General features: G+C 37.2%; 26 protein-coding genes. 12 read left to right on the top strand and 14 right to left on the bottom strand.

Annotated elements, in window-relative coordinates; all coding sequences use genetic code 11:
* Positions 1 to 5: 5 nt before the first annotated feature.
* The 4 genes from epmA to coaBC are packed head-to-tail and all read right to left on the bottom strand — an operon-like array spanning position 6 to position 3,814.
* Entirely contained in the window at positions 6 to 935 is a 930-nt protein-coding gene (epmA, locus tag PERMA_RS05445) for an elongation factor P--(R)-beta-lysine ligase (RefSeq protein WP_015899002.1), read from the bottom strand.
* 1 nt (position 936) lies between these two features.
* Positions 937 to 2,127: a cation:proton antiporter gene (locus tag PERMA_RS05440; RefSeq protein ID WP_012675372.1), complete on the bottom strand. Its 1,191-nt coding sequence runs from the start codon at positions 2,125 to 2,127 to the stop codon at positions 937 to 939.
* On the bottom strand, positions 2,117 to 2,614 hold the full coding sequence (locus tag PERMA_RS05435; protein ID WP_012676667.1) for a cation:proton antiporter regulatory subunit: 498 nt from the start codon (positions 2,612 to 2,614) through the stop codon (positions 2,117 to 2,119). The genes PERMA_RS05440 and PERMA_RS05435 overlap by 11 nt, the downstream gene beginning before the upstream one ends.
* A gap of 21 nt (positions 2,615 to 2,635) precedes the next feature.
* Complete coding sequence (gene coaBC, locus PERMA_RS05430; RefSeq protein ID WP_012675644.1) at positions 2,636 to 3,814, bottom strand: bifunctional phosphopantothenoylcysteine decarboxylase/phosphopantothenate--cysteine ligase CoaBC; 1,179 nt, start codon at positions 3,812 to 3,814, stop codon at positions 2,636 to 2,638.
* Positions 3,815 to 4,099: 285 nt separating this feature from the next.
* Here coaBC and cas6 point away from each other — a divergent pair, with 285 nt between their 5' ends.
* Positions 4,100 to 4,903, top strand: a complete 804-nt coding sequence (gene cas6, locus PERMA_RS05425; protein ID WP_012676582.1) for a CRISPR-associated endoribonuclease Cas6 — start codon at positions 4,100 to 4,102, stop codon at positions 4,901 to 4,903.
* Here the strand turns inward: cas6 and PERMA_RS05420 are convergent.
* Positions 4,900 to 5,841: a radical SAM protein gene (locus PERMA_RS05420; RefSeq protein WP_012675240.1), complete on the bottom strand. Its 942-nt coding sequence runs from the start codon at positions 5,839 to 5,841 to the stop codon at positions 4,900 to 4,902. The two genes, cas6 and PERMA_RS05420, sit on opposite strands and share 4 nt — an antisense overlap.
* A 34-nt stretch (positions 5,842 to 5,875) precedes the next feature.
* Here PERMA_RS05420 and PERMA_RS05415 point away from each other — a divergent pair, with 34 nt between their 5' ends.
* From PERMA_RS05415 to mfd, 3 genes are read left to right on the top strand one after another with little or no spacing between them, the layout of a single operon-like run.
* The gene (locus PERMA_RS05415; RefSeq protein WP_012676364.1) at positions 5,876 to 7,438 is read left to right on the top strand and encodes a lytic transglycosylase; all 1,563 of its coding nucleotides are present in this window, start codon (positions 5,876 to 5,878) and stop codon (positions 7,436 to 7,438) included.
* A 1-nt stretch (position 7,439) separates the two neighbouring features.
* Positions 7,440 to 7,940, top strand: coding sequence for a phosphate-starvation-inducible PsiE family protein (locus PERMA_RS05410; protein WP_012675257.1), 501 nt, complete (start codon positions 7,440 to 7,442; stop codon positions 7,938 to 7,940).
* 4 nt (positions 7,941 to 7,944) lie between these two features.
* Complete coding sequence (mfd, locus tag PERMA_RS05405) at positions 7,945 to 10,788, top strand: transcription-repair coupling factor (RefSeq protein ID WP_012675440.1); 2,844 nt, start codon at positions 7,945 to 7,947, stop codon at positions 10,786 to 10,788.
* On the opposite strand, the gene PERMA_RS05400 is transcribed toward mfd, so the two are convergent.
* From PERMA_RS05400 to efp, 5 genes are all read right to left on the bottom strand, one after another.
* Positions 10,783 to 11,316, bottom strand: coding sequence for a flavodoxin family protein (locus tag PERMA_RS05400; RefSeq protein WP_012676610.1), 534 nt, complete (start codon positions 11,314 to 11,316; stop codon positions 10,783 to 10,785). The two genes, mfd and PERMA_RS05400, sit on opposite strands and share 6 nt — an antisense overlap.
* A gap of 99 nt (positions 11,317 to 11,415) precedes the next feature.
* On the bottom strand, positions 11,416 to 12,318 hold the full coding sequence (gene thrB / locus PERMA_RS05395) for a homoserine kinase (protein ID WP_012676051.1): 903 nt from the start codon (positions 12,316 to 12,318) through the stop codon (positions 11,416 to 11,418).
* Positions 12,319 to 13,260, bottom strand: a complete 942-nt coding sequence (gene rfaD / locus PERMA_RS05390) for an ADP-glyceromanno-heptose 6-epimerase (RefSeq protein ID WP_015898941.1) — start codon at positions 13,258 to 13,260, stop codon at positions 12,319 to 12,321.
* Between the two features lie 12 nt (positions 13,261 to 13,272).
* Complete coding sequence (accB, locus tag PERMA_RS05385) at positions 13,273 to 13,731, bottom strand: acetyl-CoA carboxylase biotin carboxyl carrier protein (protein WP_012675335.1); 459 nt, start codon at positions 13,729 to 13,731, stop codon at positions 13,273 to 13,275.
* Positions 13,732 to 13,742: 11 nt separating this feature from the next.
* Positions 13,743 to 14,315: an elongation factor P gene (gene efp / locus PERMA_RS05380; protein ID WP_012676426.1), complete on the bottom strand. Its 573-nt coding sequence runs from the start codon at positions 14,313 to 14,315 to the stop codon at positions 13,743 to 13,745.
* 73 nt (positions 14,316 to 14,388) lie between these two features.
* Here efp and thiL point away from each other — a divergent pair, with 73 nt between their 5' ends.
* Positions 14,389 to 15,342, top strand: coding sequence for a thiamine-phosphate kinase (gene thiL, locus PERMA_RS05375; RefSeq protein WP_012676262.1), 954 nt, complete (start codon positions 14,389 to 14,391; stop codon positions 15,340 to 15,342).
* Here thiL and PERMA_RS05370 read toward each other — a convergent pair.
* Positions 15,337 to 16,095 (bottom strand): alpha/beta fold hydrolase, encoded by a 759-nt coding sequence (locus tag PERMA_RS05370; protein WP_012675413.1) that lies wholly within the window; start codon positions 16,093 to 16,095, stop codon positions 15,337 to 15,339. The two genes, thiL and PERMA_RS05370, sit on opposite strands and share 6 nt — an antisense overlap.
* A 104-nt stretch (positions 16,096 to 16,199) precedes the next feature.
* Between PERMA_RS05370 and cimA the strand changes: the two genes are divergently transcribed.
* The 7 genes from cimA to PERMA_RS05335 are packed head-to-tail and all read left to right on the top strand — an operon-like array spanning position 16,200 to position 22,293.
* Complete coding sequence (cimA, locus tag PERMA_RS05365; protein WP_012675635.1) at positions 16,200 to 17,774, top strand: citramalate synthase; 1,575 nt, start codon at positions 16,200 to 16,202, stop codon at positions 17,772 to 17,774.
* A 9-nt stretch (positions 17,775 to 17,783) separates the two neighbouring features.
* Positions 17,784 to 18,656, top strand: a complete 873-nt coding sequence (locus tag PERMA_RS05360) for an NAD(P)-dependent oxidoreductase (RefSeq protein WP_012676675.1) — start codon at positions 17,784 to 17,786, stop codon at positions 18,654 to 18,656.
* Positions 18,657 to 18,666: 10 nt separating this feature from the next.
* Positions 18,667 to 19,314, top strand: coding sequence for a hypothetical protein (locus PERMA_RS05355; RefSeq protein ID WP_012675353.1), 648 nt, complete (start codon positions 18,667 to 18,669; stop codon positions 19,312 to 19,314).
* Entirely contained in the window at positions 19,311 to 20,069 is a 759-nt protein-coding gene (locus PERMA_RS05350) for a tRNA (adenine-N1)-methyltransferase (protein ID WP_012676202.1), read from the top strand. The genes PERMA_RS05355 and PERMA_RS05350 overlap by 4 nt, the downstream gene beginning before the upstream one ends.
* A 1-nt stretch (position 20,070) precedes the next feature.
* Positions 20,071 to 21,177 (top strand): glutamate 5-kinase, encoded by a 1,107-nt coding sequence (gene proB / locus PERMA_RS05345; protein ID WP_012675603.1) that lies wholly within the window; start codon positions 20,071 to 20,073, stop codon positions 21,175 to 21,177.
* Positions 21,174 to 21,869 carry an endonuclease V gene (locus PERMA_RS05340; protein WP_012676564.1) on the top strand — a complete coding sequence of 232 codons (696 nt, stop codon included), beginning with the start codon at positions 21,174 to 21,176 and terminating at the stop codon, positions 21,867 to 21,869. Before proB ends, PERMA_RS05340 begins: the two co-directional genes overlap by 4 nt.
* The gene (locus tag PERMA_RS05335; protein ID WP_012675846.1) at positions 21,862 to 22,293 is read left to right on the top strand and encodes a secondary thiamine-phosphate synthase enzyme YjbQ; all 432 of its coding nucleotides are present in this window, start codon (positions 21,862 to 21,864) and stop codon (positions 22,291 to 22,293) included. The genes PERMA_RS05340 and PERMA_RS05335 overlap by 8 nt, the downstream gene beginning before the upstream one ends.
* A 120-nt stretch (positions 22,294 to 22,413) precedes the next feature.
* On the opposite strand, the gene aroE is transcribed toward PERMA_RS05335, so the two are convergent.
* Genes aroE through PERMA_RS05320 form a run of 3 tightly spaced genes read right to left on the bottom strand, consistent with a single transcriptional unit; the run spans position 22,414 to position 23,787 of the window.
* Positions 22,414 to 23,259 (bottom strand): shikimate dehydrogenase, encoded by an 846-nt coding sequence (gene aroE / locus PERMA_RS05330; protein ID WP_012676742.1) that lies wholly within the window; start codon positions 23,257 to 23,259, stop codon positions 22,414 to 22,416.
* 1 nt (position 23,260) lies between these two features.
* Positions 23,261 to 23,530: a NifU family protein gene (locus PERMA_RS05325; RefSeq protein ID WP_012676611.1), complete on the bottom strand. Its 270-nt coding sequence runs from the start codon at positions 23,528 to 23,530 to the stop codon at positions 23,261 to 23,263.
* 11 nt (positions 23,531 to 23,541) lie between these two features.
* Positions 23,542 to 23,787 (bottom strand): hypothetical protein, encoded by a 246-nt coding sequence (locus PERMA_RS05320; protein WP_148206409.1) that lies wholly within the window; start codon positions 23,785 to 23,787, stop codon positions 23,542 to 23,544.
* Between the last annotated feature and the right edge of the window lie 7 nt (positions 23,788 to 23,794).

Here is a 23,794-nt window from a genome sequence, read left to right as displayed (position 1 = left end):
AAACCTTATATATCCTTAATGTTAGATTTATTTAACAGAACCATAAAAAGTCTGTCAATACCGAGTGATGCACCTGAGCAGTCTGGGAGATCTTCAGTTATTTCTATGAACCTGTAATCAACAGGATAGTCCTTTCCTGTTTCTTCCTTTTTTCTCAAAGCTTCCCTTTCAAGAATATTCTTTACTTTTTCAGGGTCGGTAAGTTCATGGTAGCCGTTAACAAGTTCAAGGCCATTAATATAAGCCTCAAATCTTTTTCCCCTGTTGTTCTCAATCTTTGAAAGTGAAGCAAAAGCAGTTGGATAGTTGTATATGAAAGTGAGCTTCTCTTTTCCAAGATTTGGTTCTACATAAAATGCGTATATTCTGAAAAATGCCTCTTCATAATCTATCTCTTCTTTTATATCCTCTTTTTCCTTCAGGAATCTGATCATATCCTCATATCTGTCTGGATAAACCGATGTAAACCTGTAAAATGCCTCATCAACAGTTATCTTTTCAGATTCTCTCAGGTCGTATCTTTTCCCCATATATGTTACAACAGGTTTTTTATACAGGGATATCGCAGACTCAATAAATATATTCTGTGTGTCATCCATAATATCATCAAGGTTGTAGCCTACCCTGTACCACTCAAGCATTGTAAACTCAATTTTATGTTTTTTTGAACTTTCAAAATTCCTGAACACCTTTGTTATCTGGTATATATCCCTTTTTATCTCAGAGAGTATTCTTTTCATCTCATACTCTGGAGATGTGTGGAGAAATCCTCTTTTTCTCCCTTCATTATCATTGAAGAACAGCTCAACAGGTAAAATATGGGCATCAAGATTTGGATAGAGTCTTAAGATATCTGTAAAAACCTCTATTGCACCTGTTCTTTCAAAATAATCCCTTATCCCTTTTAAAATCTTTGATTTTTCTAAATAAAACATATCAGGCAGGTTCTTCCTTTAAAATCCTTTTCTTTTTCTTCTTTTTCTTTGGAACTATAAGATTGGCTATCTTGGGAGCGTACTGTGCAAATATGATACCTAAAAAAGCCATTATAAATACGTATATACCTATAAATGGTATGAACTGTGTAGGTGCAAACTTTGACATAACAACTGAGAACTCACCTCTGTTAATTATACTGAGTCCTGTTTCTATCGCCTTTCTCTTTGAAAGGCCGTATATAAGACCACCGAGAAATCCTGTCATAAATTTTCCTATTATTGATATGATAACAACGACAATGAGGGCTGTCAGTATCTTTCCATCAAAATTTCCTGTAAACTGTATACCTGCACCAAATAGGAAGAAGAATATCGCAACTGCGAGATCTCTTATTGAGAACATAACTTTTTCAATATCGTGTGACTTTCCTGACTCTGATACGATCATACCCATAAGGAATGCTCCTAAAGCCTCAGAAAGTCCTATATACTGCGTAAACCCTGAGAAAAGTATAAGACCCCCTATAGAGAAAAGTGTGAATATCTCTTCACCTATAAATCTCTCAATAAAGCTTGCGATAGTGTTTTTCAAAAAGAATGCCACAGCAATAGCAAAGGCAAATATGAGAATAACCTTTAAGAGAATCCCACCTAAGGAAAGCATATTGAATGCATTTCCTATGGCTATGGCAGATAGGACAGCCAGAAGAATTGGGGCTATAATATCCTCAAAAACCATAAGACCCAATATTAGTTCTGTCTCAGGGTTTGCTATTCTGTGATCATCTACGATTATCTTTGTTGTTATTGCTGAAGATGAGGCGTAAGCTACGGCACCTGTGAGTATTGATATAAAAGGATCAAATCCCATAAGATACATGGCTGCCGTAACAGCAACAAACCCAAAAAGAAAATCAAAAAGACCTACTATCCATATTTTTTTAGCTGTTGAGAAAGCCCTTTTCAGGTTAAACTCAAGCCCAAGATAAAAGAAAAGGAGAACAATCCCGATCTCACTGAATACCTCTATGGCTTCTTCGCCGTGAATAAAAGGGCCTAAAAAAATACCAAAGAGAATATAAAAAAGTATTGCAGGGAATCTTAATAGTTTTCCTAAATAACCTGCTACAAAAAGGGCGAGATTTAAAAACCCAAAAATCAGTAGAAATGGCAGATGATTATCTTCCATCTATATTAAACTCCCTTAAGAATCTTTCAATCTGATCTCTGGTGCCGATTATCACAATGGTATCACCGCCTTCTATAAGATTATCAGGCAGCGGATTTACTATCGTTTCTCCTTCTTTCTCTTTCATAATAGCTATTACTGTTACACCTGTTCTCTGCCTTATCTGGCTCTCACCTATTTTTTTACCTGCTATGGGAGAGTTAGAAGGAACCTTTATCCACTCAATGGCAAGATTTTCTATAAGCAGTTTTTTCTCCTTCTCCTGCTCAGGTCTGTAGTAAGCACCCATAAGAACCGATCCGAGCTGGTTTGCCTCTTCTTCTGTTAAAACAACGTCACATACCGGTTCATCGTAATCATCCGGTTCAAAGACAAACATCTCTCTCTTTCCTGTAACGTGAACAACAACAGATATCTTGAATTTTTCTGAGGTTATAATTGAAAACTTTTTTCCTATCCCTGGTAAATCACTCTCCTTAAACTCCATCTTTTTAACCTCTATGGTTATTTAACTGTCTTTCGTAAAAAGTTTATTCAGTATAAAGTATGCACTTTCCTCCTTATCCATCGGAGGTATCTCGGTAATTCTTCCGTCACTGAATATTATCACACCTTTGTGTTTCTCCTTACTGAAAACCTCAAGGAGATTTGCGACGATAATATCAAGATTTTTTCTTTTCAGCTTGTCCTTTGCATTTTCTATAAGTTTTTCACTTTCAGCTGCAAAGCCAATAACGATCTGATCATCTCTCTTTCTTTTCCCTATCTCCAGAAGAATATCAGGGTTTGGTTCAAGATTGATTACAGGTTTTTCTTCGGCTTTCTTTAATTTTTTTCTGCTGTAACTTTCAGGTTTGAAATCTGCAACAGCAGCATTCATTATCACTATATCCATATCATCCAGGTGATTCATAACCTCCCTGTACATATCCTCAGCTGATACAACATCTACAGTTTTAACGCCGTAAGGTTTTTTCAGACAGGTTGGTGCTGATATGAGTAGTACATCACCTCCAAGAGCATAGGAGATCTTAGCAAGAGCATAACCCATCTTACCTGATGAGGCGTTTGATATATACCTTATAGGATCAAGAAACTCCCTTGTTCCACCTGCTGTTACAAGAACCTTTTTCCCTTTTAAAGGTTTTGGAAGGATAGAGTAAAGTATTGCTGTTTCTATATCCTCTACATCTGCCAGTCTTCCAGAACCTTCCTCACCACATGCAAGTTCCCCTTCTGAAGGGTCAACGAGTATATGCCCTCTCTCTTTAAGAATACCTATATTTTCCACTGTTGAGGGATTTTCATACATCTTTGTGTTCATCGCTGGAGCGATAACTATAGGCCTGTCATAGGCAAGTGCTACAGATGTTAAGAAATTATCAGCAAGTCCAAACCTGATTTTTGCTATAGTGTTTGCTGATGCAGGAGCTATAACAAAGCTGTCAGCCCATCTTGCCCAGAATATATGCTCAAGTCCTGTTTCGCCATCCTTCCAGTCAGAGAGAACATCATTTTCAGTAAGTGCTCTGAATGTAAGCTCACCAACAAACTCTTTTGCTGAAGGTGTCATACATACTCTTACCGAAGCACCTTTTTTACGGAGTGTTCTTACAAGTTCACATGCTTTATATGCTGCTATTGAACCGGAAACACCTACGAGAATATTTCTGTCTTTTAAAATCATCTTTCCTTCCTTTTTTGATTATTAGAAAAAATTATAACAGCTGTTTTCATACCGGTAACACTACGAATTATAAATCTATAAATTGAACATTTTATTTCAATATCCAGGAGATAAATCCGTGTCGGTAAATCAGGTAAAACAGAAAAAATCCTGAGGAAATTCCGTAAGTTTTTAAAATTTTTAAAATTTTTTTCATTTGAAAACGAAATTATTAATATATTACTAATAAAGACTTTAAAAATTAATGAGAATGTATTATATTTTAAATTAACGGGAGGGAGTAAGATGAGACTTAAAGTGTTGATAAGATCTGATATGGTGCCAATACTTTACAGACATAGGGTTGTTTCCCTTATTAAAAATGCGATAAAACTTGGATCTAACGGAAGTGAAAAATTTTTTGAAGACAAAAGAGTTGTAAGACCTTACTGTTTTAACCTGGCACTTCCAACAAAAAAAACTCAGAAAGTTGGCAAAATTCAGATAGACGAGAATTTTACAGTTGAGGATATAGTTTTCTACACAAATAAAAGGCCTATAGCCCTTTATGTAGGTTCGCTGGACAAGGAACTTATAAACGCAATTTACAAAGGACTTAAAAAGATAAAAAGGTTCAACTTCAGTTCTAACTGCAATATGGTTGTCCAGAACAGAAGACTTGTATGGCAGATAGAGAGAATAATCTTTATAAATGAAAAACCGATAGAAAGTGAGACCGCTGTTTTTAAAACAAACTCACCTATTCTTATAGAAAATGATGAGAACAGACCTGTTTTATTTTCAGATGAAACATTTAATCATTATTTAAATCAGATTATGGACAGAATACTGTCATCTCCTTATCTGAAAGGAAGGGGACTTGATAGACCTCTTAAGTTTGAGCCTGTAGATATGAAAAAACAGGTTGTGAAACATACATTAAAAGATTTCAGGGAGAATACTGGAAAGCCCGTTATGTATCTTACAGGAAGTACAGGTGTTTTCCGATTATCGGGAAGTAAGGAAGACCTTGAGATCATATATAAAACAGGTATAGGGATCAGAACCTGTCAGGGTTTTGGTATGATTGAGTTAAAGGAACAGCTTTAATCTGAATAGATAAACGTTACAGATCCGACCTTTTTCGTTTTAAGGATACCTTCTTTCAGTAATCTGTATGTTCTCTGTGCCGTTTCTCTGTCAAAAATACTCTCAATATCTGAGTAGGTGAAAGGTCTTCTTTTTAATGTTTTTAATATCTGATCTTCACTGAGCTTTCTTTTCTCTACTATACCGTCATTTCCTCTTGTAACAACATTTATATTGAATCCTTCAAATATCTCTGAAAGTTTGAAAAGCTCCTCGTCAGAAACCGGTCTGACCCTGTATGCAGGTGGTCTGTCAACAGTTCCGATATCAATCCTGTCAGGTTTTATATTCTTCAGAACCTCTGCTATCTTTTCCATCTCTAAAGTTGAGTCATTTATACCCTTCACAACCATTATCTCAATAACAAGCTCACCTCTGTATATATCTCTGAATGTCTTTAACCCTTTTATGATCTGTGACAGGGATATATCATCTGAAGGTCTGTCTATCTTTCTGAAAGTCTTTTCATCAACAGTGTCAAGGGAGATCTTGACTATATCAAATTTTTTTAAGATGTTCTGTGTATCCCTTCTGTAAATCGTAGAGCCGTTTGAAAGTATCAATGTTTTGCTTCTTCCTTTAATACTGTTCAGTATATCTATAAGACTATCTAGCTGTGAATAAAGTGTTGGCTCTCCATTTGATGTTACGGTTATAACATCTGGGTGATCATTCTTTTCAAGGTACTCCTTTACCTCTTTTACGATCTGATCTACAGGAGGTTCATTCACAATCCTGTTAACAGGCTCTCCCCTGTTAAGCTCACAGTACAAACAGTCAAAATTACAGCTCTTAAAATCAGGGGAAAGATCTATTCCCAGGGATAAACCAAATCTCCTTGATTTTACAGGACCAAAAATGTACTTCAAAATCTCAACCCTTTTATGTATTATAATCATTAAGAACTCTATTAAAATATTATAGGTGTTATTAATGGGTTTTCCAGTAAGGATAGTACTGGGTCTTTTTTTGTTATTCGGGTTTGCCCACAGCTGGTCTGAGGATGATTATCTAAATCCTGATGATATAGGCGTTATCATTGCAATCGCAATAGATGCCTCAGATGCTACAGATCTATTTGAGAAGTCAAGGGGGAAGGTAAATCTAAGCCTTAAGATGGATTTCACGGAAAAGGCTGATGTTAATGAGAGAATACATTTTTTCAAAACAAAAGGCTTCTTACAGCTAAAAAAGTATGTTGAGAGGGGGAAACCGTACATACCATTAATTAAAAAGATATTTGATAGATACGGCATCCCTGATGAGCTTATATTTCTTCCTATTATAGAAAGCAGATTCAATATAAAAGCAAGATCTCCAGCTGGAGCTGCAGGTCTGTGGCAGTTTATGCCCCAGACAGGTAGGATGTACGGTCTGAGAATAAATAAATGGATTGATGAGAGATACGATATTGAGAAATCAACTATTGCTGCTGCTTTTTATCTTAAAGACCTTTACCATATATTTGATGACTGGATGCTCGCCCTCGCAAGTTATAACACAGGTGAGGGGATAATAATTAGAAAGATAAACAAGTATGGAGGGATAAACTTCTGGGATATTGATGAGTATCTCTCAAGGGAGACAAGGAATTATATACCAAACTTCCTCGCAGCTGTATCTGTTGTGAAGGATATACTTAAAGAGGAACATTTTGATTACGAAACGGTACATTTTGATATTATAAAAGTTAGAAAACCTGTCTCTCTTCTTTATATCTCAGAGCTTACAGGGATCTCACTGTCTACTTTAAAAAAGATGAACCCACATCTGAAAAAAGGCGTTACACCTCCTGATGACGGAGAGTACAACATTTACATACCTGAAGGTTATAAAGAGACGGTTGAGGTGGCTCTGGAGAAATCACCTATTGTTAAATACAGAGCATTAAAGGAATACACAGTAAAAAAAGGGGACAGTCTCTACAAGATAGCTAAAAAGTTTGGGACTACGGTTTCTTATCTAAGGAAGATAAATGATCTTGAGAACAGCATAATAGTGAGAGGGACAGTTCTAAAAGTTCCTTCTTATATTGAGGCGTATCCTGATTATACAGACAGAATCCTGGATCTTTCTGAAGATATTATATACACCCCAAAGGGGATAATATACAAGGTAAAGAAAGGGGATACTCTCGGTAAGATAGCTAAAAAATTCAGGGTTTCTGTTAAAGCTATCAAAAGATGGAACAGGATTGATAAATTTATATACCCGAATCAGAGGATCGTTATATACAAAAAGGTCAGAAATATGAATGTGAGAGATCCCCATATAGTTCCAAGAAATGTGATGTATCTGAAAAAGAAGGTTAAAAAAAGAAAACCAACCATAAAGTATATATTCCATAAGGTCAGACCTGGGGATACTCTTATAAAGATAGCCAGGAAATATGGTGTCAGGGTATCAGACATAAAGAAGTGGAACAGACTTTCATCAAACATCATTGTTGTAGGTCAGAAGATAACGATAATAAAAAGAGTTGGAGCTGGAAGCTGATATGAAAAAGAAACTTCTCGCTCTTATAGAACCACACAAGATACACAGAAAGCTCGGTGATGCCCTTGAGTTTATTGAGGATATTATAGTTTTCTTCCTCATAATTCTCCTCTTTATACTCAGTGTATATGCTCTTTATGATATCGCTGTTGCTCTTATGAAGGAGAAGATAAAGGTATACGATCTCATACCAAAATTTATTTATCTTTTTATACTGATTGAGCTTTTCAGACTGACCATAGTATATCTGAAAGAGAGAAGGATAGACACTTCACTTATGATAAAAACAACCCTTATAGCTGTTTTAAGGGAGATAATAATAAAAGCGCCTCATTTTAAACCTCTTGATTTTGTTGGTATAGGTGTTCTGACCCTCATACTTGCATTAATCTATTATGTTCCTAAATATATATTCATATCTGAAGAACATTTTGAGCTTAAACATAAACCAAAACCTGAAAAGATTAAAACAAAAAGGGTAGTAAAGGCTAAGAAGAAATAATCTTATGACTGAAAAGATTTTTGGTGCTACTGGATCTTATCCAGAATATATAACAGCAAGTACAGCAAAAGAAAGAACGGTTGTTATCCTTCCTGACAGGAAAAGGCAGAAACTTTTCTTGAATGATCTTAATGCCTATCTGGATTTTTTTAAAAGAGATATAAAGGTTATTGAACTACCTGAAAGTGACGATCCATCAGATATAGAGTCACAGATAAAGAGAAATCTTTTTTTGATGTACCTTTTAAAAGGTAAAGATTTTATAGGTGTCGCAACTGAAAAAAGTCTTGATATAAAGGTTGATAAAAATTTTTCTGAGAGACTGATTGATATTAAAACAGGATCTGAGATAAACAGGGATCTCTTAATACATAAACTTATTGAGTCAGGTTACATAAGGGAAGAGTATATAGAAAATGAAGGTGAGTTTTCCGTAAAAGGTGGTTTTATCTCTGTTTATATACCATTTTACGGGGTAGTTCAGATAGACCTTTTTGGCGATCAGGTTGAGTCGGTATTCTTAAAATCAAAACTTGAGACAAGGAAAAGTATAAACTCAGTTACTATATTTCCCCTTTATGATAAACCTTTAATTAGCAGGGATGGAATAGATTTACAGTTCAGAGATATTGAGACTGTTAGGCTTTTTGATCTGATAGATAAAATTGATCTTATAACTGTGGATATATACAGACAGATCTCTGATAACCAGAAAATAGCTATATACTCAAATGGTTCAAATGAAAAACTGCTTAAAAAGGAAGATATAGATAACAGCTTTAAAATAAACAGGTTACCTTTAAGACAGCCTGTTGTATTAAAAGATGAAAAAACAGCATTTATACCTGAGGACTCAAAAAAGGTAGACCTTGAGATACAGCCTATAAAGGAAGGTGACTACATAATACATGAGGATTTTGGTATTGGAATATTCAGGGGTATAGAAACAAGAGAGATCAGGGGAAAGAAGTATGACTTTATGATACTTGAGTATGCAAATAATGAGAAGGTTTATGTATCATACCTCCATTTTGATAAGATACACAGGTATAAAGCATCAGGTGTGATAACATTAGACAGGATAGGTGGAACATCTTGGAGAAATCTGAAGAGAAAGGTTAAAAACTCACTTAAAAAGATAGCATTTCAGCTTGTGAAGTTATATACAGAGAGAAAGCAGATAAGAAGGGATCCGTTGGTTGTGGAAAATGATCTGATTGAGGCTTTTGAAAGATCATTTCCTTACATTGAGACACCAGATCAGCTTAAAGCCATAAAGGATATAAAGAGGGATCTTTCTTCGGACAGACCTATGGAGAGGGTTATATGTGGAGATGTAGGTTTTGGAAAAACGGAGGTGGCAATAAGAGCTGTTTTTATAAATGCTGTTAACGGTAAACAGTCACTTGTTCTCGTCCCAACCACCGTTCTTTCTTATCAGCATTACAGGAATTTTAAGGAGAGGCTTGAGCCTTTTGGTGTTGTTGTTGAAAATCTTTCAAGATTAAAGTCTAAAAAGGAAACGGAGGATATTTTTAAAAGAGTAAAAGAAGGAAAGATAGATGTGATAATAGGAACACATAAAGCGTTAAATGAAAATCTGAAATTCAAAAATCTCGGACTTCTCGTTATTGATGAGGAACACAGGTTTGGTGTAAGAGCGAAGGAAAAGATAAAAGCTTTAAAAAAGGATGTAGATACACTTTATATGACGGCAACACCTATACCGAGAACACTGAATATGGCATTGTCTGGACTGAAGGATATGTCCGTTATCAGCACACCTCCTGAAGGGAGAGTTGAGACAAAAACCTTTGTTTCCATTTTCAGTGAAGACCTTATAAAAAAGGCTGTTAATTTTGAACTGGAAAGGGGAGGACAGGTCTTTTATCTTCACAACAGGATAGAGAGTATAAAAGAGAGAGCAGATCATTTAAGTTCATTATTCAGGGGAGCAAGGATAGGAATTGCACACGGAAAGATGAGACCTAAGGAGATAGAGAAGATCATACTTGAGTTTATAGAGAGAAAGATAGATATACTTGTATCAACATCTATCATAGAGACAGGAATAGATATACCAACAGCAAACACACTTATAATTGAGAGGGCTGATCTTTTTGGTCTTGCCCAGCTATACCACCTGAGGGGGAGAGTTGGAAGGGGGAATATACAGGCTTACTGTTATCTACTGCTCCCTCCACAGATTACAGAGAATGCAGAAAAAAGGATAGATGTGATATTGAGACTGACGAGACCTGGATCTGGACTAAAAGTTTCCATAGAGGATATGCAGATAAGAGGGGTTGGAAATATTCTTGGCGTTGAGCAGTCTGGACATATAAAGGCTGTGGGATATGAGATGTATCTGAAGCTTCTACAGGAAGCTATTAATGAGGAGATGGACAGGAGGGAGAGAGAACCTGTTATTCAGGTTGATTTTGAGAGTTACATACCTGAGGATTTTATACCTGATCCTCAGGAAAGGATGAATATATATATGGCTATAGCAAAAACAACGGATATTGAAGAGATTGATAGACTAAAGGAGTATCTTAAAAACTTCTATGATTTTATCCCTTCAGCTTTCAGTCTTTACCTTGAGATCTCAAAACTTAAAAAAGCTGCAAAGAACAGCGGAATAACAAAGATAGAGCTTAAGGAACCTGTATCTACAATCTACTTTGATTCAGACTTTGATCCTGATCTGATTATGGAGATAGCAAGAAATTTTGAAACAAGAGGTATAGGTACAGACAGGATAGAGATATTCCTGAATAAAAGTGAGATAAATAAGCTGACAGATATACTGTCAGCAAAAAAGGAATCAGCAGGGACAGTTCTATGATCCTTTAAGGCTTTTCAGGTATTCTTTATTGCCGTCAACATATATAAGCACCCACTGGGCAAGTCTCTCACCAAGTCTCTCACATGCTTTGATCTCCTCATCTTTTCTCGGTTCACCTGCGGAAACGGCACCGTAATGAAGTGTGAACTTCTCACCTGTGTAATCTGTTACACCAAAAACAAGAAATCCATAATTCATAAGCATTGTTAGTATGGACATACAGGCAACCTCGTTACCACCACCCCATCCACCTGATGAGGAAAATGCACATCCAATCTTCCCATCAATAGTTCCCCAGAGATCTACAATATCATCCCAGAACTTTTTCATCTTCCAGGACATAACACCAAGATGGGTTGGACTTCCAACGGCAACACCATCACACCACAGGATATCTTCCTTTGAAGCCTCATCAACAGATTTAACCCTCACCTCAACAGGAAATTTCTTGGCTCCCTTTGCAACATACTCGGCCATCTTTGCTGTATGCCCTGTCTCTGAGTCATAAAGAACAAGGATCTTCCCCATCGTACAGCCCTCCTGTTAGATTGTAAATTTCTGTACAGATAAGTTTTTATTAATCTTTAAGGATAAATTTACTGATCTGAGAACTTTATGTCAAAAAGGTTACTCTAAGATTTCTAAATTCGCCCCTTCCCTGTCAATATCAAGGATTTTATACTCTGATCTTATACCTGCTTCTGAAAAGCCTTCAGTCATGGCCTTTCCTATCTCTTCAAAGTTCCTATCCGCAAGTGCCAGTATAGCACTTCCAGCACCACTTAGAGAAACACCTAAAGCCCCTGCGTCGTAACCATTCTGGACAACCCTGTCAAAGTTCGGTATAAGCTTTTTTCTGTAAGGCTGGTGAAATCTATCTTCCATAGCAACTCTGAGAAGATCATACCTTCTGTTCTGTAAAGCTGATAAAAACAGTGATACCCTCTGGACATTGAATATACCATCTCTCAGTGGTATCCTTTCAGGAAGAACAGATCTTGCCTTTTCAGTGGAAAGCTCAAACTCAGGTATTACAACTACAGCTTTTATATCCTCTGGAAAATCTATACTGTTGTAGTATGTTTTTTCCCTATCTTTGAGTGCTGTTATAAATCCACCTTTCCATGCAGGGATGAGATTATCAGGATGAGGTTCAAATCTGTAGGCTATATCAAAGAATATATCATCGGTAAGCTCTGTTTTACTTACAGCTGATGATACAACAATAGCTCCAACTATAGCCGTTGCACTGCTGCCAAGCCCCCTTGCAACAGGAACTCTGTTTATCTGCTTCAGCTTGGCACCGTGAAATGTTTTTCCTCTTCTTTCACAGGCGTACTTTATGACCTGTATAAAAAGGTTATTTTCAGGAATTTCAAGGAACTCATTTTTAGGCTCCGTCTCTATAACTACGCCATCATGTTCCTCAACGATAAACTCGTTGTACAGAGTAAGAGCAAGTCCGAGTGTGTCAAAGCCTGCTCCAAGATTTGCTGTAGTGGCAGGAACTTTAACCTTTAGAACTTTCATCTAGATCCTACCTTCAAGTATATCAACGTACTCTTTTATACCTTTCTCAAGGTTGTACTTCGGAACAAAGCCAAGCTCTTCCTTTATCTTCGACATATCAGCCTGTGTATACTCCTGGTAAAAATCATAAGGACAGTCAAAATAATCAGGCTGAAGATCAAGACCAAGGTATTTGTTCAAAAGGGAAACAATATCATTAAATGATCTTGCCTCACCACTTCCAACATTATAAACGGTGGAATGAGGTGCTTCCTTGGCAAGGATTGTTGCCTCAACAGCATCCTTTATATAAACAAAATCCCTCTTCTGTTCTCCCCATTTGAAAAGTCTAGGTCTCTTCCCTGCTTTCATCTGTCTGTAAAGCTGGTATATCATACTCGCAAACTTTCCTTTATGAGCCTCTCCATAACCATAAACATTGAAGTATCTGACTCCAACAACTTTCAGACCTGTTTTTTCGGAAAAATCCTCCGCAATATTGTCCATTATATACTTTGAGAATGCATAAACATTCTCAGGTGATTTTTCCCTGTCTTCCTTTAATGGGATATGCTCCTTCACATTTCCATAAACAGATGCTGATGAAGCATAAACAACGGTTGCTTCGTTATCGTATGCTATCTCAAGTACATTTTTAAAACCATCAACATTCTTCCTCATCATAAGTTCCTGATCTGTAACGGTTGTGTCAGTTATAGATGCAAGATGGAATATCAGATCAGGCTGAAACTCATCTGCCTTAAAGAATATCTCATCAGATGAGACATCACAGGCTAGAACCTCACCTTTGAACTTTTTAAGGTTTTTAAAGTTAGCACTTGAAAAATCATCAAGTATAAGAATCTTACTTTCAGGATATATCTCCTGAAGAGTGAGAGCAAGATTGGAGCCTATAAATCCGGCTCCACCTGTTATCAGAATATTATTCGGTTGTTTTACCATTTATTTACCTCATCACGCTGGTTCTATATAAAATAATTCCTGTCCGTATTCAACAGGCTGTCCATTTTCAACAAGTATCTTAACAACCCTTCCATTAATATCACTTTCTATCTCGTTCATAACTTTGAGAGCCTCTATTATACAGAGAACCTGTCCCTTAGATACCATATCCCCTTCTTCAACAAATGGAGGTGCCCCTGGTGAAGGTGCTCTGTAAAATGTTCCAACAAGTGGAGATTTTATAACATGATATTTCTGAGCTTCTGTTTTTGCCTCTATCTCAACCTGAGGCTGAACTCCTTTGATCTCCTCCTTTACCTCAATTACAGGGGATGGTGTATGTGATACAACCTCCTTAGGGCCTACATACTGCTTTATCTTTATCTTCCCCTCTTCCGTTTCAAACTCAACCTCTTCAATCTTTGTACCTTTTATCTTTTCAATGATCTCAAAGATTAGATCCTTATCCATAATACTCCCCTTTACTCATTAACTCTTTCAATATACTTACCTGTTCTTGTGTCTATCTTTATCTTGTCACCCTCATTTATAAAAAGAGGTACCTGAACAGTGGCTCCTGTATCAATCTTTGCAGGTTTCAGTGTGGATGTGGCGGTATCACCTTTAAAACCGGGTTCTGTCTCAATAACCTCATAAACAGCAGACTTTGGAAGTTCTACACCGATCGGCTGTCCTTTATCGAGGAATATAAACACCTCCATTCCTTCCTTTAAGAACTGTGCCTCATCTCCGAGAACGGAGGCGGGGACAGCTATCATATCACCTGTATTCATATCTATAAACCAGTAGGAATCGCCATCAAAGTATGAGTAAGACATCTGTCTCTGCTCAAAATCTGCAAGCTCTATACTTTCAGATGATTTGTAGGTTATCTCTATAACATTTCCTGTTTTCATATTCTTTGCCTTTACCCTTACAAAAGCCTGACCCTTTCCAGGTTTTACATGATCATAATCCAGAACTCTATAAGGCTGTCCATCATGAACGATAAACATATCCTTTTTGATCTGGTTTATACCAATTTTTACTCCCATTTAATCCTCCAGATTGATAATAAAACTTTTATAATTTTAGCATAGATTGTTAATTTTTATAAAAGGTGGGATTATGAAGGTTAAAAGTTTAGGTGAGTTTGGTCTGATAGATAGACTTACAAAGATATTAAGAATAGATGATCCTGATGTTGTTGTAGGTTTTGGTGATGACTGTGCATGTGTAAATCTTGATGGAAAGCTCATGCTCTTTACAGGGGATATACAGCTTGAAAACCACCATTTTATAAAGGGAAAGATAAAACCTGAGGATTTAGGATGGAAACTTGTATCAATTAATGTTAGCGATATAGTGGCCTGTGGTGGAAAGCCGAGATGGGGTTTTATTTCAATTGGTATACCTGAAAGTACAGAGTACTCATTTATTGAAGGTGTATATAAAGGCATGAATGATGCCCTTGATAGATACGGATTTTCAGTTATAGGTGGAAACACGACCTCATCGGAAGAGATCATTCTTGATCTTTTTCTTGTAGGGGAGACTGAAAGGTTTGTTCCAAGAGGTGGTGCTGAGGAAGGTGAGGTTATCTTACTGTCCGGATTTACGGGCTGTTCAAGGGCTGGGCTTGAGCTTCTTTTGATGGACAGAGAAAGTTATGAGGATTTTGAGATGAGACTTATAGAGAAACATACAAGACCTGAAGCGAGATATGACCTCCAGAATTTAATACAGAGATATGCAAGATCATGTATAGATATAAGTGACGGTCTTGTTGGTGATCTTTCACATATACAGAAGATGAGTGGTGTTAAGTTAGTTATAGAAAAGGATAAACTTCCAGTTGATCCTGATCTTGAAAGATTCTGTAAAAAGTATGGTAAGGATATATACGATTACATACTTTACGGTGGTGAGGATTACCAGCTTGTTTTTACCGTAAATAAACAGGATACTGAAAAATTTAAAGACTGCTTTAAGATAGGTTACACGGAGAAAGGATCAGGGATCTTTATAAAAGATGAAAAGGGGCTGAAACCCCTTAAAGAGAGAGGATTTGAGCATCTATAAAACCTTTTTTAAAAAATCGCCTAAAATACTGTTAAACGCCTCAGGATTTTCAAAAGGTGGCAGATGGGCGGCGTTATCTATCTCTACAAACCGGGAACCTTTTATGCCATCTGCTATCTTCTTTACAACCGAAGGAGGTGTTACCTTCTCATCATCTCTACCTGCAATTACAAGTGTAGGAATATCAATGCTCTGAAGGATATCTGTATTATCAGGTCTTTCTGCAAGAGCTTTAAGTGCTTTTATTATTCCCTCTTCTGTAGCCTGCCTCATAATACACTCAAGCTTTCTCATCTTATTTCTGTCATTTTTTGTTGATGGTGATGTCTGGGCATCCAGCATAAACTCAATCAGAAATTCCTTACCTTCCTTTTTTATCCTCTCTATCGTTGCGTATCTTCCTTTCTTCCCTTCCTCGGTGTCAGCTTCAGCCCTTGTTGATACAAAAACAAGACCGGATAGAATATCCCTGTATCTTCTCCAGAGATCAAACATTATATATCCACCCATACTGTCTCCTACAGGTATAACCTTCTTTATACCCAGACTGGAGAGTCTGTAAACTATATAGTCTGTAAGCTGTGATATTGAGTAGTCTGAAGGGATGTTCCTCTCTTCACCGAAACCAAAGTAATCAACAGCAACATAGGGAACTCCTTCTTTCTCAAGAAACTCAAACTGTGATCTGTACATCTCTTTATTAAGAGGAAAAGCATGTAAGAATAAAACAGCATAAGGGGTAAATACCTTCATCTCATACCTCCCTTTTAAATACTTGTATTACAGACAAATTATATCTTGCTTATGATAGAATTTTTAATAGATTTTTAAGAAAAATTCTGTAACTGGAGATATTCATGGAAAAAAAGGTTCTTATCTATGATACAACTTTAAGGGATGGAACACAGGCTGAAGGGGTTAATGTATCTGTAGAGGATAAACTTAGAATAACGGAAAAACTTGATGATTTCGGTATACATTACATAGAGGGTGGATGGCCTGGATCAAATCCTAAGGATGATCAGTACTTTAAGGAGGTCAAGAAGTTAAATCTTAAAAACTCAAAGATCGCAGCCTTTGGATCAACAAGAAGGGCTTATCTTAAGGTTGAGGATGATCCTTTAGTCCAGAATCTTGTAAAGGCTGAAACACCTGTAATAACGATATTTGGAAAGTCGTGGGACATACATGTTACACAGGCCTTAAAGACGGATCTTGAGAAAAATCTTGAGATGGTTTTTGATACGGTCCAGTTTCTGAAAAAGCATACAGATGAGGTTGTATTTATAGGTGAGCATTTCTTTGATGGTTATAAATCGAATCCTGAGTATGCTGTTAAGGTTCTGAATGCAGCATCTGAAGGAGGGGCTGACTTCCTTGTCCTTGCTGATACAAACGGCGGGACACTTCCTAACGAGATTGAAAGAATAATAAAGGAGGTAAAAGAGAGAGGAATAAACAACAGACTTGGAATACATGCCCATAATGATTCTGACACAGCTGTCTGGAACTCAATAGTTGCTGTTTTAAATGGTGCTGTTCAGGTTCACGGAACTATAAACGGTTTTGGTGAGAGATGTGGAAATGCGAATCTGTGCTCAATAATTCCTGATCTGACATTAAAACTCGGTTATGAGACTATCCCAAGGGAAAACATTAAAAGACTTAAAGAGATCTCAAACTTTGTTGCAGATCTTGTGAATCTACCCGTTCCAAAGAATATGCCCTATGTCGGGGACAGTGCGTTTGCCCACAAAGGAGGTGTTCACGCTTCAGCTGTAATTAAAAACAGCAGACTTTACGAACATATAGATCCTGAGCAGGTTGGAAACAGAAGGAAGATACTTGTTTCAGATCTTGCAGGAAAGAGTAACATTATCTACAAGGCAAGAGAGCTTGGTATACAGCTTGATGAGAAAGATCCAAGAATTGCAGAACTTGTAAGGGAGATAAAACAGCTTGAGAACTACGGCTACCATTTTGAGGCTGCTGAAGCATCCCTTGAACTATTAATCAGAAAACATCTTGGAATGCTTAAAAAGTACTTTGATCTTGATGCGTACAGGGTTCTTATAGCAAGAAGATACACAGATAAAGAGCCTGTTTCTGAGGCTACAGTAAGGATAAAGATAGATAATCATTACGAGCATACAGCATCACTCGGTTACGGTCCCGTTAACGCACTTGATAGGGCTTTGAAAAAGGCTCTTGTTGGGATATATCCATCACTTGCAGAGGTTGAGCTTATTGATTATAAGGTGAGAATAGTCAATGAGACAGCCGGAACGGCTGCAAAGATAAGGGTTCTCGTTGAGAGTAAGGACAGGGAGAAAAAATGGGGAACTGTAGGTGTCTCAGACAACATCATTGAAGCATCATGGCAGGCTGTTGTTGACAGTTTTATATACAAACTTATGAAGGATGGCGTATAGGAGGTTGCCATGTCAAAGAAGATTGGATGGATCGGACTTGGACACATGGGACTTCCTATGGCAACAAATCTGTTTAACGCAGGTTATGATATCCATGTATGGAACAGAACATTAGATAAGGCTAAGGAGTCAGGACTTCCTTATAAAAGAGATCTAAACGAGCTTGTAAAGGAAAAGGATATAATCATAACAATGCTCTTTGGATCAGAGTCTGTGAACGATCTTTACACCAGAATACTTAAATCAGGTGTTGATCTGAAAGGAAAACTTTTTATAGACATGACAACGGTCCATCCAGAAACAGCGAGAAAGGTTGCTGAGGATCTTATAAAAAAAGGGGCTGATTTCTTAGAGGCTCCTGTTTTGGGTAGTGTTATCCCGGCAAAGAAAGGGATACTCACGATAGTTGTCAGTGGAGATCAGGATAAGTTTGATCAGAACAGAGACATCTTTGAGGTTCTTGGAAAAGAGATCTTCTATATGGGAGATTACGGTATAGCGTCAACAATGAAGCTTATAAACAACACGGTTCTTGGATCTTTTATGGCTGTTCTTTCTGAAGCTTTTGCTTTTGCTAAAAAGGTTGGTATAGATCCTGAGCTTGCACTCTCAGTACTTGAGAATGGAGCAGGCAGATCCCTCGTTCTTGAAGCCAAAAAGGAGAAACTCTTGAAAGAGGACTACTCAACCCATTTCTCAGTAGGACTTATACACAAAGATCTGACGTACGCCATAGATATAGCACATAAAAACAGATACCCTTTATTTTTAACATCCGTTACAAGAGAGCTTTTTAACAGTGCTAAGGCATACGGCCTTGAAGATGAAGATTTCTGCTCTGTATTAGAGATATTTAAAAAATTATCAAACTACACTGATTAAAGGAGGTTACATGAGAAAGGTAGCTTGGAGTCTGGCACACCAGGAGTTTATTATTTCTGACCATTATTACTTCTCAAAGCTTGAAAGGTATGCCAGGGAAAACGACATAAAGATTGATGAGGTTGATGATGTTGAGAGGTTCTCAGATTACGATACAGTGATATTTAACTACCCTGAGATACCTTTTAAGGAAGAGGAGGTTGATTTTATAGAGGAGCTTGTTAGGAAGGGTAAAACTGTAGGTATTTTCGGGTATTACAAGAATGAGGACAGGATAGCTGATACATGCAACACACTTTCAGAGAGATTTGGTATAAAGTTTAACGGAGATATAGTTACAGACCCATTCAGTAATTACGAAAATGATGATCTGCTGATAGTCGCATCTGACTGCACAAATCTGCCTGAAAATATCAAAAAAGTTATGCTCGCCTGTACAGACACACTTACCACAACAAAAAAAGAGGTAAGACCTCTTATATACGGATCTGATACTGCAAAATCAAAACTTGGGCTTGATCTTCTTCTATTCGCAGAGTATGTACACCCTGAGTCTGGAGGTAAGTTTATAGCAGGTGGAACGTGTGTTTTCTGGGATAACTACTCTATAGACCTGTATAACAACAAGGAGCTCAGCCTTTACATACTGACAGGATGATAAAGGAAGGTGACACAGTCCAGCTTAAAGACAGGAAGAACTCCTTTTTTATAAAGCTTAAAAAAGGGGAGATATTCGGAACCCATAAGGGGAATATATACCACGATCAGATAATAGGAAAGGAGTTTGGGGATACTGTAAAAACCCACAAAGGAAATGAGTTTCTCATTTTAAAGCCGACACTTTACGAGATAATAATGTTTGGTATAAAGAGGCAGACACAGATCATATACCCAAAAGATTCAGCGTACATAACACTGAAACTCGGTATAACAGACGGCATGAGGGTTTTAGAGTCAGGTATAGGAAGTGGAGCATTAACTATTGTTATGGCGAATGCTGTCAAGCCTTCAGGGAAGATTTACGGTTATGAAAAGGAAGAGAAGTATATAGATACAGTAAAAGAAAATCTGAGACTTGCAGGTATGGAAGATTATGTCTCATTGTTCCACCATGATCTTTCTGAAAAACTGCCTGAAGACTACTTTGATGCTGCATTTATTGATGTTAGAGAGCCCTGGCTTTATATGGAAAATGTTAAGTCAGCATTAAAAAGAGGATCACCTATAGGTTTTCTACTTCCCACAACAAATCAGGTAAGCAGGATACTTGAATCACTTTCATACCACGGGTTTATACAGCCTGAAGTTAAAGAGATACTGCTAAGAAATTACAAACCAGTTCCGGACAGGCTAAGACCTGAGGACAGAATGGTAGCTCATACAGGATATCTGATCTTTGCAAGGAAAGGCTGATATGAGAGAAGAACTGAGGAGTATAAAAAGGGTTGTTGTAAAGATAGGATCACATCTTCTTGAAAAGAACAGTGATGTAGATCTGGATTTTATAAAGGATCTCTCAGATCAGATAAAGAGTTTACAGAAAAATGATATAGAAGTTCTGATAGTTTCTTCAGGAGCTGTCCTTGCAGGTATAAAGAAGTTAGGACTTAAATCAAAACCAAAAACAGTTACTGAAAAGCAGGCTGTTGCATCTGTAGGACAGGCCTATCTAATGCAGATATACGATAAGATATTCTCAAAAAACTCCCTTATAATAGGGCAGGTACTTCTAACAATTGAAGGATTACAGGAGAGGAGAAGGTATATCCTTGCCCAGAACACACTTAATAAGCTGCTGGAGATGGATGTTGTTCCTGTAATAAATGAGAATGATACTGTAGCTGTTGAGGAGATAGTTTTTGGTGATAATGATTTTTTAGCAGCCCATGTTTCGGTACTTGTCAATGCTGATCTTCTTGTAATACTTTCAACAGCAGGTGGGCTGTACACGAAGGATCCTTCTGAGAAGGACGCACAGCTTATACAGGAACTTTCAGATATAGATAAGGCTTTAAAGTTTGCAGGATCCTCAAAATCAAAATTTGGTACAGGTGGGATGAGAAGCAAACTTGAGGCGGCAAAGGTAGCTGTCTCACACTCAATCCCTGTTGTTATAGCCCCTAAGGAGAAAGGTGTAGTAGCCAGAATATTATCAGGTGAGAGGATAGGGACATTTATACATCCTGAAAAAAAGAGAAAAAGATCAAGAAAGAAAAGCTGGCTTCAGACATTATCTGTAGCAAAGGGGATAATAACTGTTGATAGGGGAGCTGAAAAGGCTATTAGGGAAGGTAAAAGTCTACTTCCAGCGGGGATAAAGGATATTGAGGGAATTTTCTCAAAAAATGATGTTGTTGCTATACAGAATGAGGATGGGAAGATAATCGGGAAAGGTATAGTCAATTACAGCTACAGGGAGATTAAAAAGATTAAGGGACTTAAATCAAAGGATGTTGAGAAGGTTTTGAAGAAGAAGTTCACAGAGGTTATACACCGGGATAATATGGTGGTTTTCGGATGATAATACCTGGCGGTGTAGATCCAGAAACAATAGAAAGGCTTAAAAGAGAACAGATAGAACTCTCAAAAAAACTCCAGCTGAAAGATATAAGACCTGTTCAGGATATAAGATATGTTGCAGGGGTTGATGTAACATTTACAGATATATGGAAAAAAGAGACAGTGGCTATAGCCTGTATCACAGTTATTGATATAAAGGATAACTTTAAAGAGGTTGAAACTGTCTTCTCTGAGAGGGAGATAGACTTTCCGTATATACCAACATTTTTAGCTTACAGAGAACTTCCACCTGTACTGGACGCCTACGAAAAGATAAGATCAGAGGTTGACGCTTTTATAATAGACGGTATGGGAATACTTCATCCAAGGAAGATGGGAATAGCATCACATTTTGGTGTTATAACAGGAGAGATATCTGTAGGCTGTGGAAAATCCAAGCTTGTTGGTCAGTTTGAAGAGCCTGAAAATAAAAACTTGAGTTACAGGCCTGTTTATATAGATGGTGAGAAAAGAGGTTACATACTTAGAACAAAAAAGAACACAAAACCTATCTTTGTATCTCCAGGTAATAATATCTCTGTAGATTCATCTTTAGAACTTGTAATAAAATGTCTGAACGGTTATAAACTTCCAGAGCCTACAAGAAAAGCACACAACAGACTTCAGGAGTACAGGAGGAAAAAGTATGCTTAAGGAAGGTAAAACAAAGGTTTACACTGAGTATTTAACATTCAATACAAAAAACAGAAGGGAACTGGTAAGAATCACAGAAAGAGTTCAGGAAGCTGTAAGAAAATCTGGTATTCAGGAAGGTCTCTGTCTTGTTTCTGCAATGCATCTGACAGCTTCTGTTTTCATACAGGATGATGAGGAAGGTCTCCATCAGGATATATGGGACTGGCTTGAAAAACTGGCACCATTCAGATCTGATTACAGACACCATCTAACAGGTGAGGATAACGGTGATGCACATCTAAAAAATCTTTTAACACATCTTCAGGTTGTACTACCTGTTACTGAAGGAAGACTTGATCTTGGACCATGGCAGGAGATATTTTACGCTGAGTATGATGGTCAGAGACCAAAAAGGGTGGTTATAAAAATACTGGGTATCTGATTCCACTTTTCTTCACAATTTTTTCACATCATATGTTTTATATTTATAATCAGATGAAGCGCCGATGATGTTTTCTCCTAAACCTCCTCCCCTCTCCATCCCCCACTTAGGGGGATTTTTTTAATCAGAAAGAGCCTTTTTCATAATATTAATAGGTGCTTTTTTTCCTGTCCATATCTCAAATGATCTGGCTCCCTGATAAAGAAGCATTGGAAGTCCGTCCTGCCATAAACAGCCTTTTTCTTCAGCAGCTTTTAGTAGAGGTGTTTTTCTGTAGATAATATCCACGACGATATGTCTCTTCTCAATCTTAGAATAATCAAATAGAGGTCTGTCCTCATCCCTGAGTCCAACTGATGTTGTGTTCACGATAATATCAACATTACACAGGAGCTCTTCTATCTGTGATAATGGTAAAGGTTCTAAAATCTTTTCTGTAAATCTGCTCAGTTTTGAAAAGTCTCTAATTATATCCTCAGCCCTTTTAAGTGTTCTGTTTGATATATATATCTTTTCAGCCCCTTCTTTTATGAGTCCGTAAACAACAGCCCTTGAAGCTCCACCTGCACCGATAACAAGAACCTTTTTCCCTGATATATTTTCCACAAGCTCCTTTAAACCCTGTATAAATCCGTACGCATCTGTGTTGTATGCTATCAGATATCCATCTATATTTTTTATTGTGTTTGAGGCACCTATGTATTTGACTTCTTCAGAGATCTCATTAACAAGCTTTAGAACTTCTTCTTTGTGTGGAACTGTAATATTCACACCTTTGATAGATAAAGCTCTTATACCTTCAACAGCATTTTTTAGATCTTCAGGTTTCACACTGAAAGGAAGATATACAGCGTTTATACCAAGATAGGAAAAGGCGGCATTCTGGAAGAGGGGAGATTTAGAGTGTTTTACAGGATAACCAAAAATACCGTAAACTTCCGTTTCTCCGTTTATAACTGTATCCATCTTATATTGAGTTGTTCAGCTCAAACTTATTCTGTCCTATATGAACGGTCTCAACCCATGGAAGAAGATGTTTTATCGTTGTTATTATCACATCATTCATTGTTATGTCAGGAACAGGACATGTACTGCATGCACCAAGAAGCTCAAGATAAACATCGTTATTTTCTACCTTAATCAGTTTAATATTTCCCTGATCTAAAGCTAAAGCAGGACGGATCTTATTTAAAACCTCCTCAACTTCCTGCTCTTTTGTTTTTAAATCTTCAACCATCTTTAATACCTCTATTCTATATTGTTATTTCTCGGCATCTCTAAATTTAGTTTTTCGTAAAGTTCCCTGAAAAACTGTTCTCTTTTTTCCTGAGGTATATCAAGGACATTAAAAGCTCCCTTTATACTCAGCCTTTTAAGGGCGATATCAACAAGCCTGTTCTGGTAGAAGTATGCAAAGTACTTTCTAACAACCTCTTCACTTTCAGGATACTCCTCAAGAAGATGAAAAACCTTAATGTCCTCTGTTATTCTCATCTTTACC

It is taken from the genome of Persephonella marina EX-H1, from assembly GCF_000021565.1.
Classification (GTDB): domain Bacteria; phylum Aquificota; class Aquificia; order Aquificales; family Hydrogenothermaceae; genus Persephonella; species Persephonella marina.
Note: the sequence above shows the minus strand (reverse complement) of the source record. Positions and strands in the feature narration are given on the sequence as shown.

Coding starts and splice junctions, on each gene's coding strand:
- epmA (WP_015899002.1), bottom strand. CDS start 935: ATGTTTTATTTAGAAAAATCAAAGATTTTAAAAGGGATAAGGGATTAT.
- cimA (WP_012675635.1), top strand. CDS start 16,200: ATGGAAAAAAAGGTTCTTATCTATGATACAACTTTAAGGGATGGAACA.
- accB (WP_012675335.1), bottom strand. CDS start 13,731: ATGGATAAGGATCTAATCTTTGAGATCATTGAAAAGATAAAAGGTACA.
- PERMA_RS05340 (WP_012676564.1), top strand. CDS start 21,174: ATGATAATACCTGGCGGTGTAGATCCAGAAACAATAGAAAGGCTTAAA.
- coaBC (WP_012675644.1), bottom strand. CDS start 3,814: ATGATTTTAAAAGACAGAAATATTCTCGTAGGTGTTTCCGGTTCAATA.
- PERMA_RS05350 (WP_012676202.1), top strand. CDS start 19,311: ATGATAAAGGAAGGTGACACAGTCCAGCTTAAAGACAGGAAGAACTCC.
- PERMA_RS05415 (WP_012676364.1), top strand. CDS start 5,876: ATGGGTTTTCCAGTAAGGATAGTACTGGGTCTTTTTTTGTTATTCGGG.
- PERMA_RS05325 (WP_012676611.1), bottom strand. CDS start 23,530: ATGGTTGAAGATTTAAAAACAAAAGAGCAGGAAGTTGAGGAGGTTTTA.
- PERMA_RS05400 (WP_012676610.1), bottom strand. CDS start 11,316: ATGGGGAAGATCCTTGTTCTTTATGACTCAGAGACAGGGCATACAGCA.
- thiL (WP_012676262.1), top strand. CDS start 14,389: ATGAAGGTTAAAAGTTTAGGTGAGTTTGGTCTGATAGATAGACTTACA.
- PERMA_RS05420 (WP_012675240.1), bottom strand. CDS start 5,841: ATGATTATAATACATAAAAGGGTTGAGATTTTGAAGTACATTTTTGGT.
- mfd (WP_012675440.1), top strand. CDS start 7,945: ATGACTGAAAAGATTTTTGGTGCTACTGGATCTTATCCAGAATATATA.
- thrB (WP_012676051.1), bottom strand. CDS start 12,318: ATGAAAGTTCTAAAGGTTAAAGTTCCTGCCACTACAGCAAATCTTGGA.
- PERMA_RS05360 (WP_012676675.1), top strand. CDS start 17,784: ATGTCAAAGAAGATTGGATGGATCGGACTTGGACACATGGGACTTCCT.
- PERMA_RS05320 (WP_148206409.1), bottom strand. CDS start 23,787: ATGAGAATAACAGAGGACATTAAGGTTTTTCATCTTCTTGAGGAGTAT.
- rfaD (WP_015898941.1), bottom strand. CDS start 13,260: ATGGTAAAACAACCGAATAATATTCTGATAACAGGTGGAGCCGGATTT.
- efp (WP_012676426.1), bottom strand. CDS start 14,315: ATGGGAGTAAAAATTGGTATAAACCAGATCAAAAAGGATATGTTTATC.
- PERMA_RS05410 (WP_012675257.1), top strand. CDS start 7,440: ATGAAAAAGAAACTTCTCGCTCTTATAGAACCACACAAGATACACAGA.
- PERMA_RS05335 (WP_012675846.1), top strand. CDS start 21,862: ATGCTTAAGGAAGGTAAAACAAAGGTTTACACTGAGTATTTAACATTC.
- PERMA_RS05370 (WP_012675413.1), bottom strand. CDS start 16,095: ATGAAGGTATTTACCCCTTATGCTGTTTTATTCTTACATGCTTTTCCT.
- PERMA_RS05355 (WP_012675353.1), top strand. CDS start 18,667: ATGAGAAAGGTAGCTTGGAGTCTGGCACACCAGGAGTTTATTATTTCT.
- PERMA_RS05435 (WP_012676667.1), bottom strand. CDS start 2,614: ATGGAGTTTAAGGAGAGTGATTTACCAGGGATAGGAAAAAAGTTTTCA.
- aroE (WP_012676742.1), bottom strand. CDS start 23,259: ATGGATACAGTTATAAACGGAGAAACGGAAGTTTACGGTATTTTTGGT.
- PERMA_RS05440 (WP_012675372.1), bottom strand. CDS start 2,127: ATGGAAGATAATCATCTGCCATTTCTACTGATTTTTGGGTTTTTAAAT.
- cas6 (WP_012676582.1), top strand. CDS start 4,100: ATGAGACTTAAAGTGTTGATAAGATCTGATATGGTGCCAATACTTTAC.
- proB (WP_012675603.1), top strand. CDS start 20,071: ATGAGAGAAGAACTGAGGAGTATAAAAAGGGTTGTTGTAAAGATAGGA.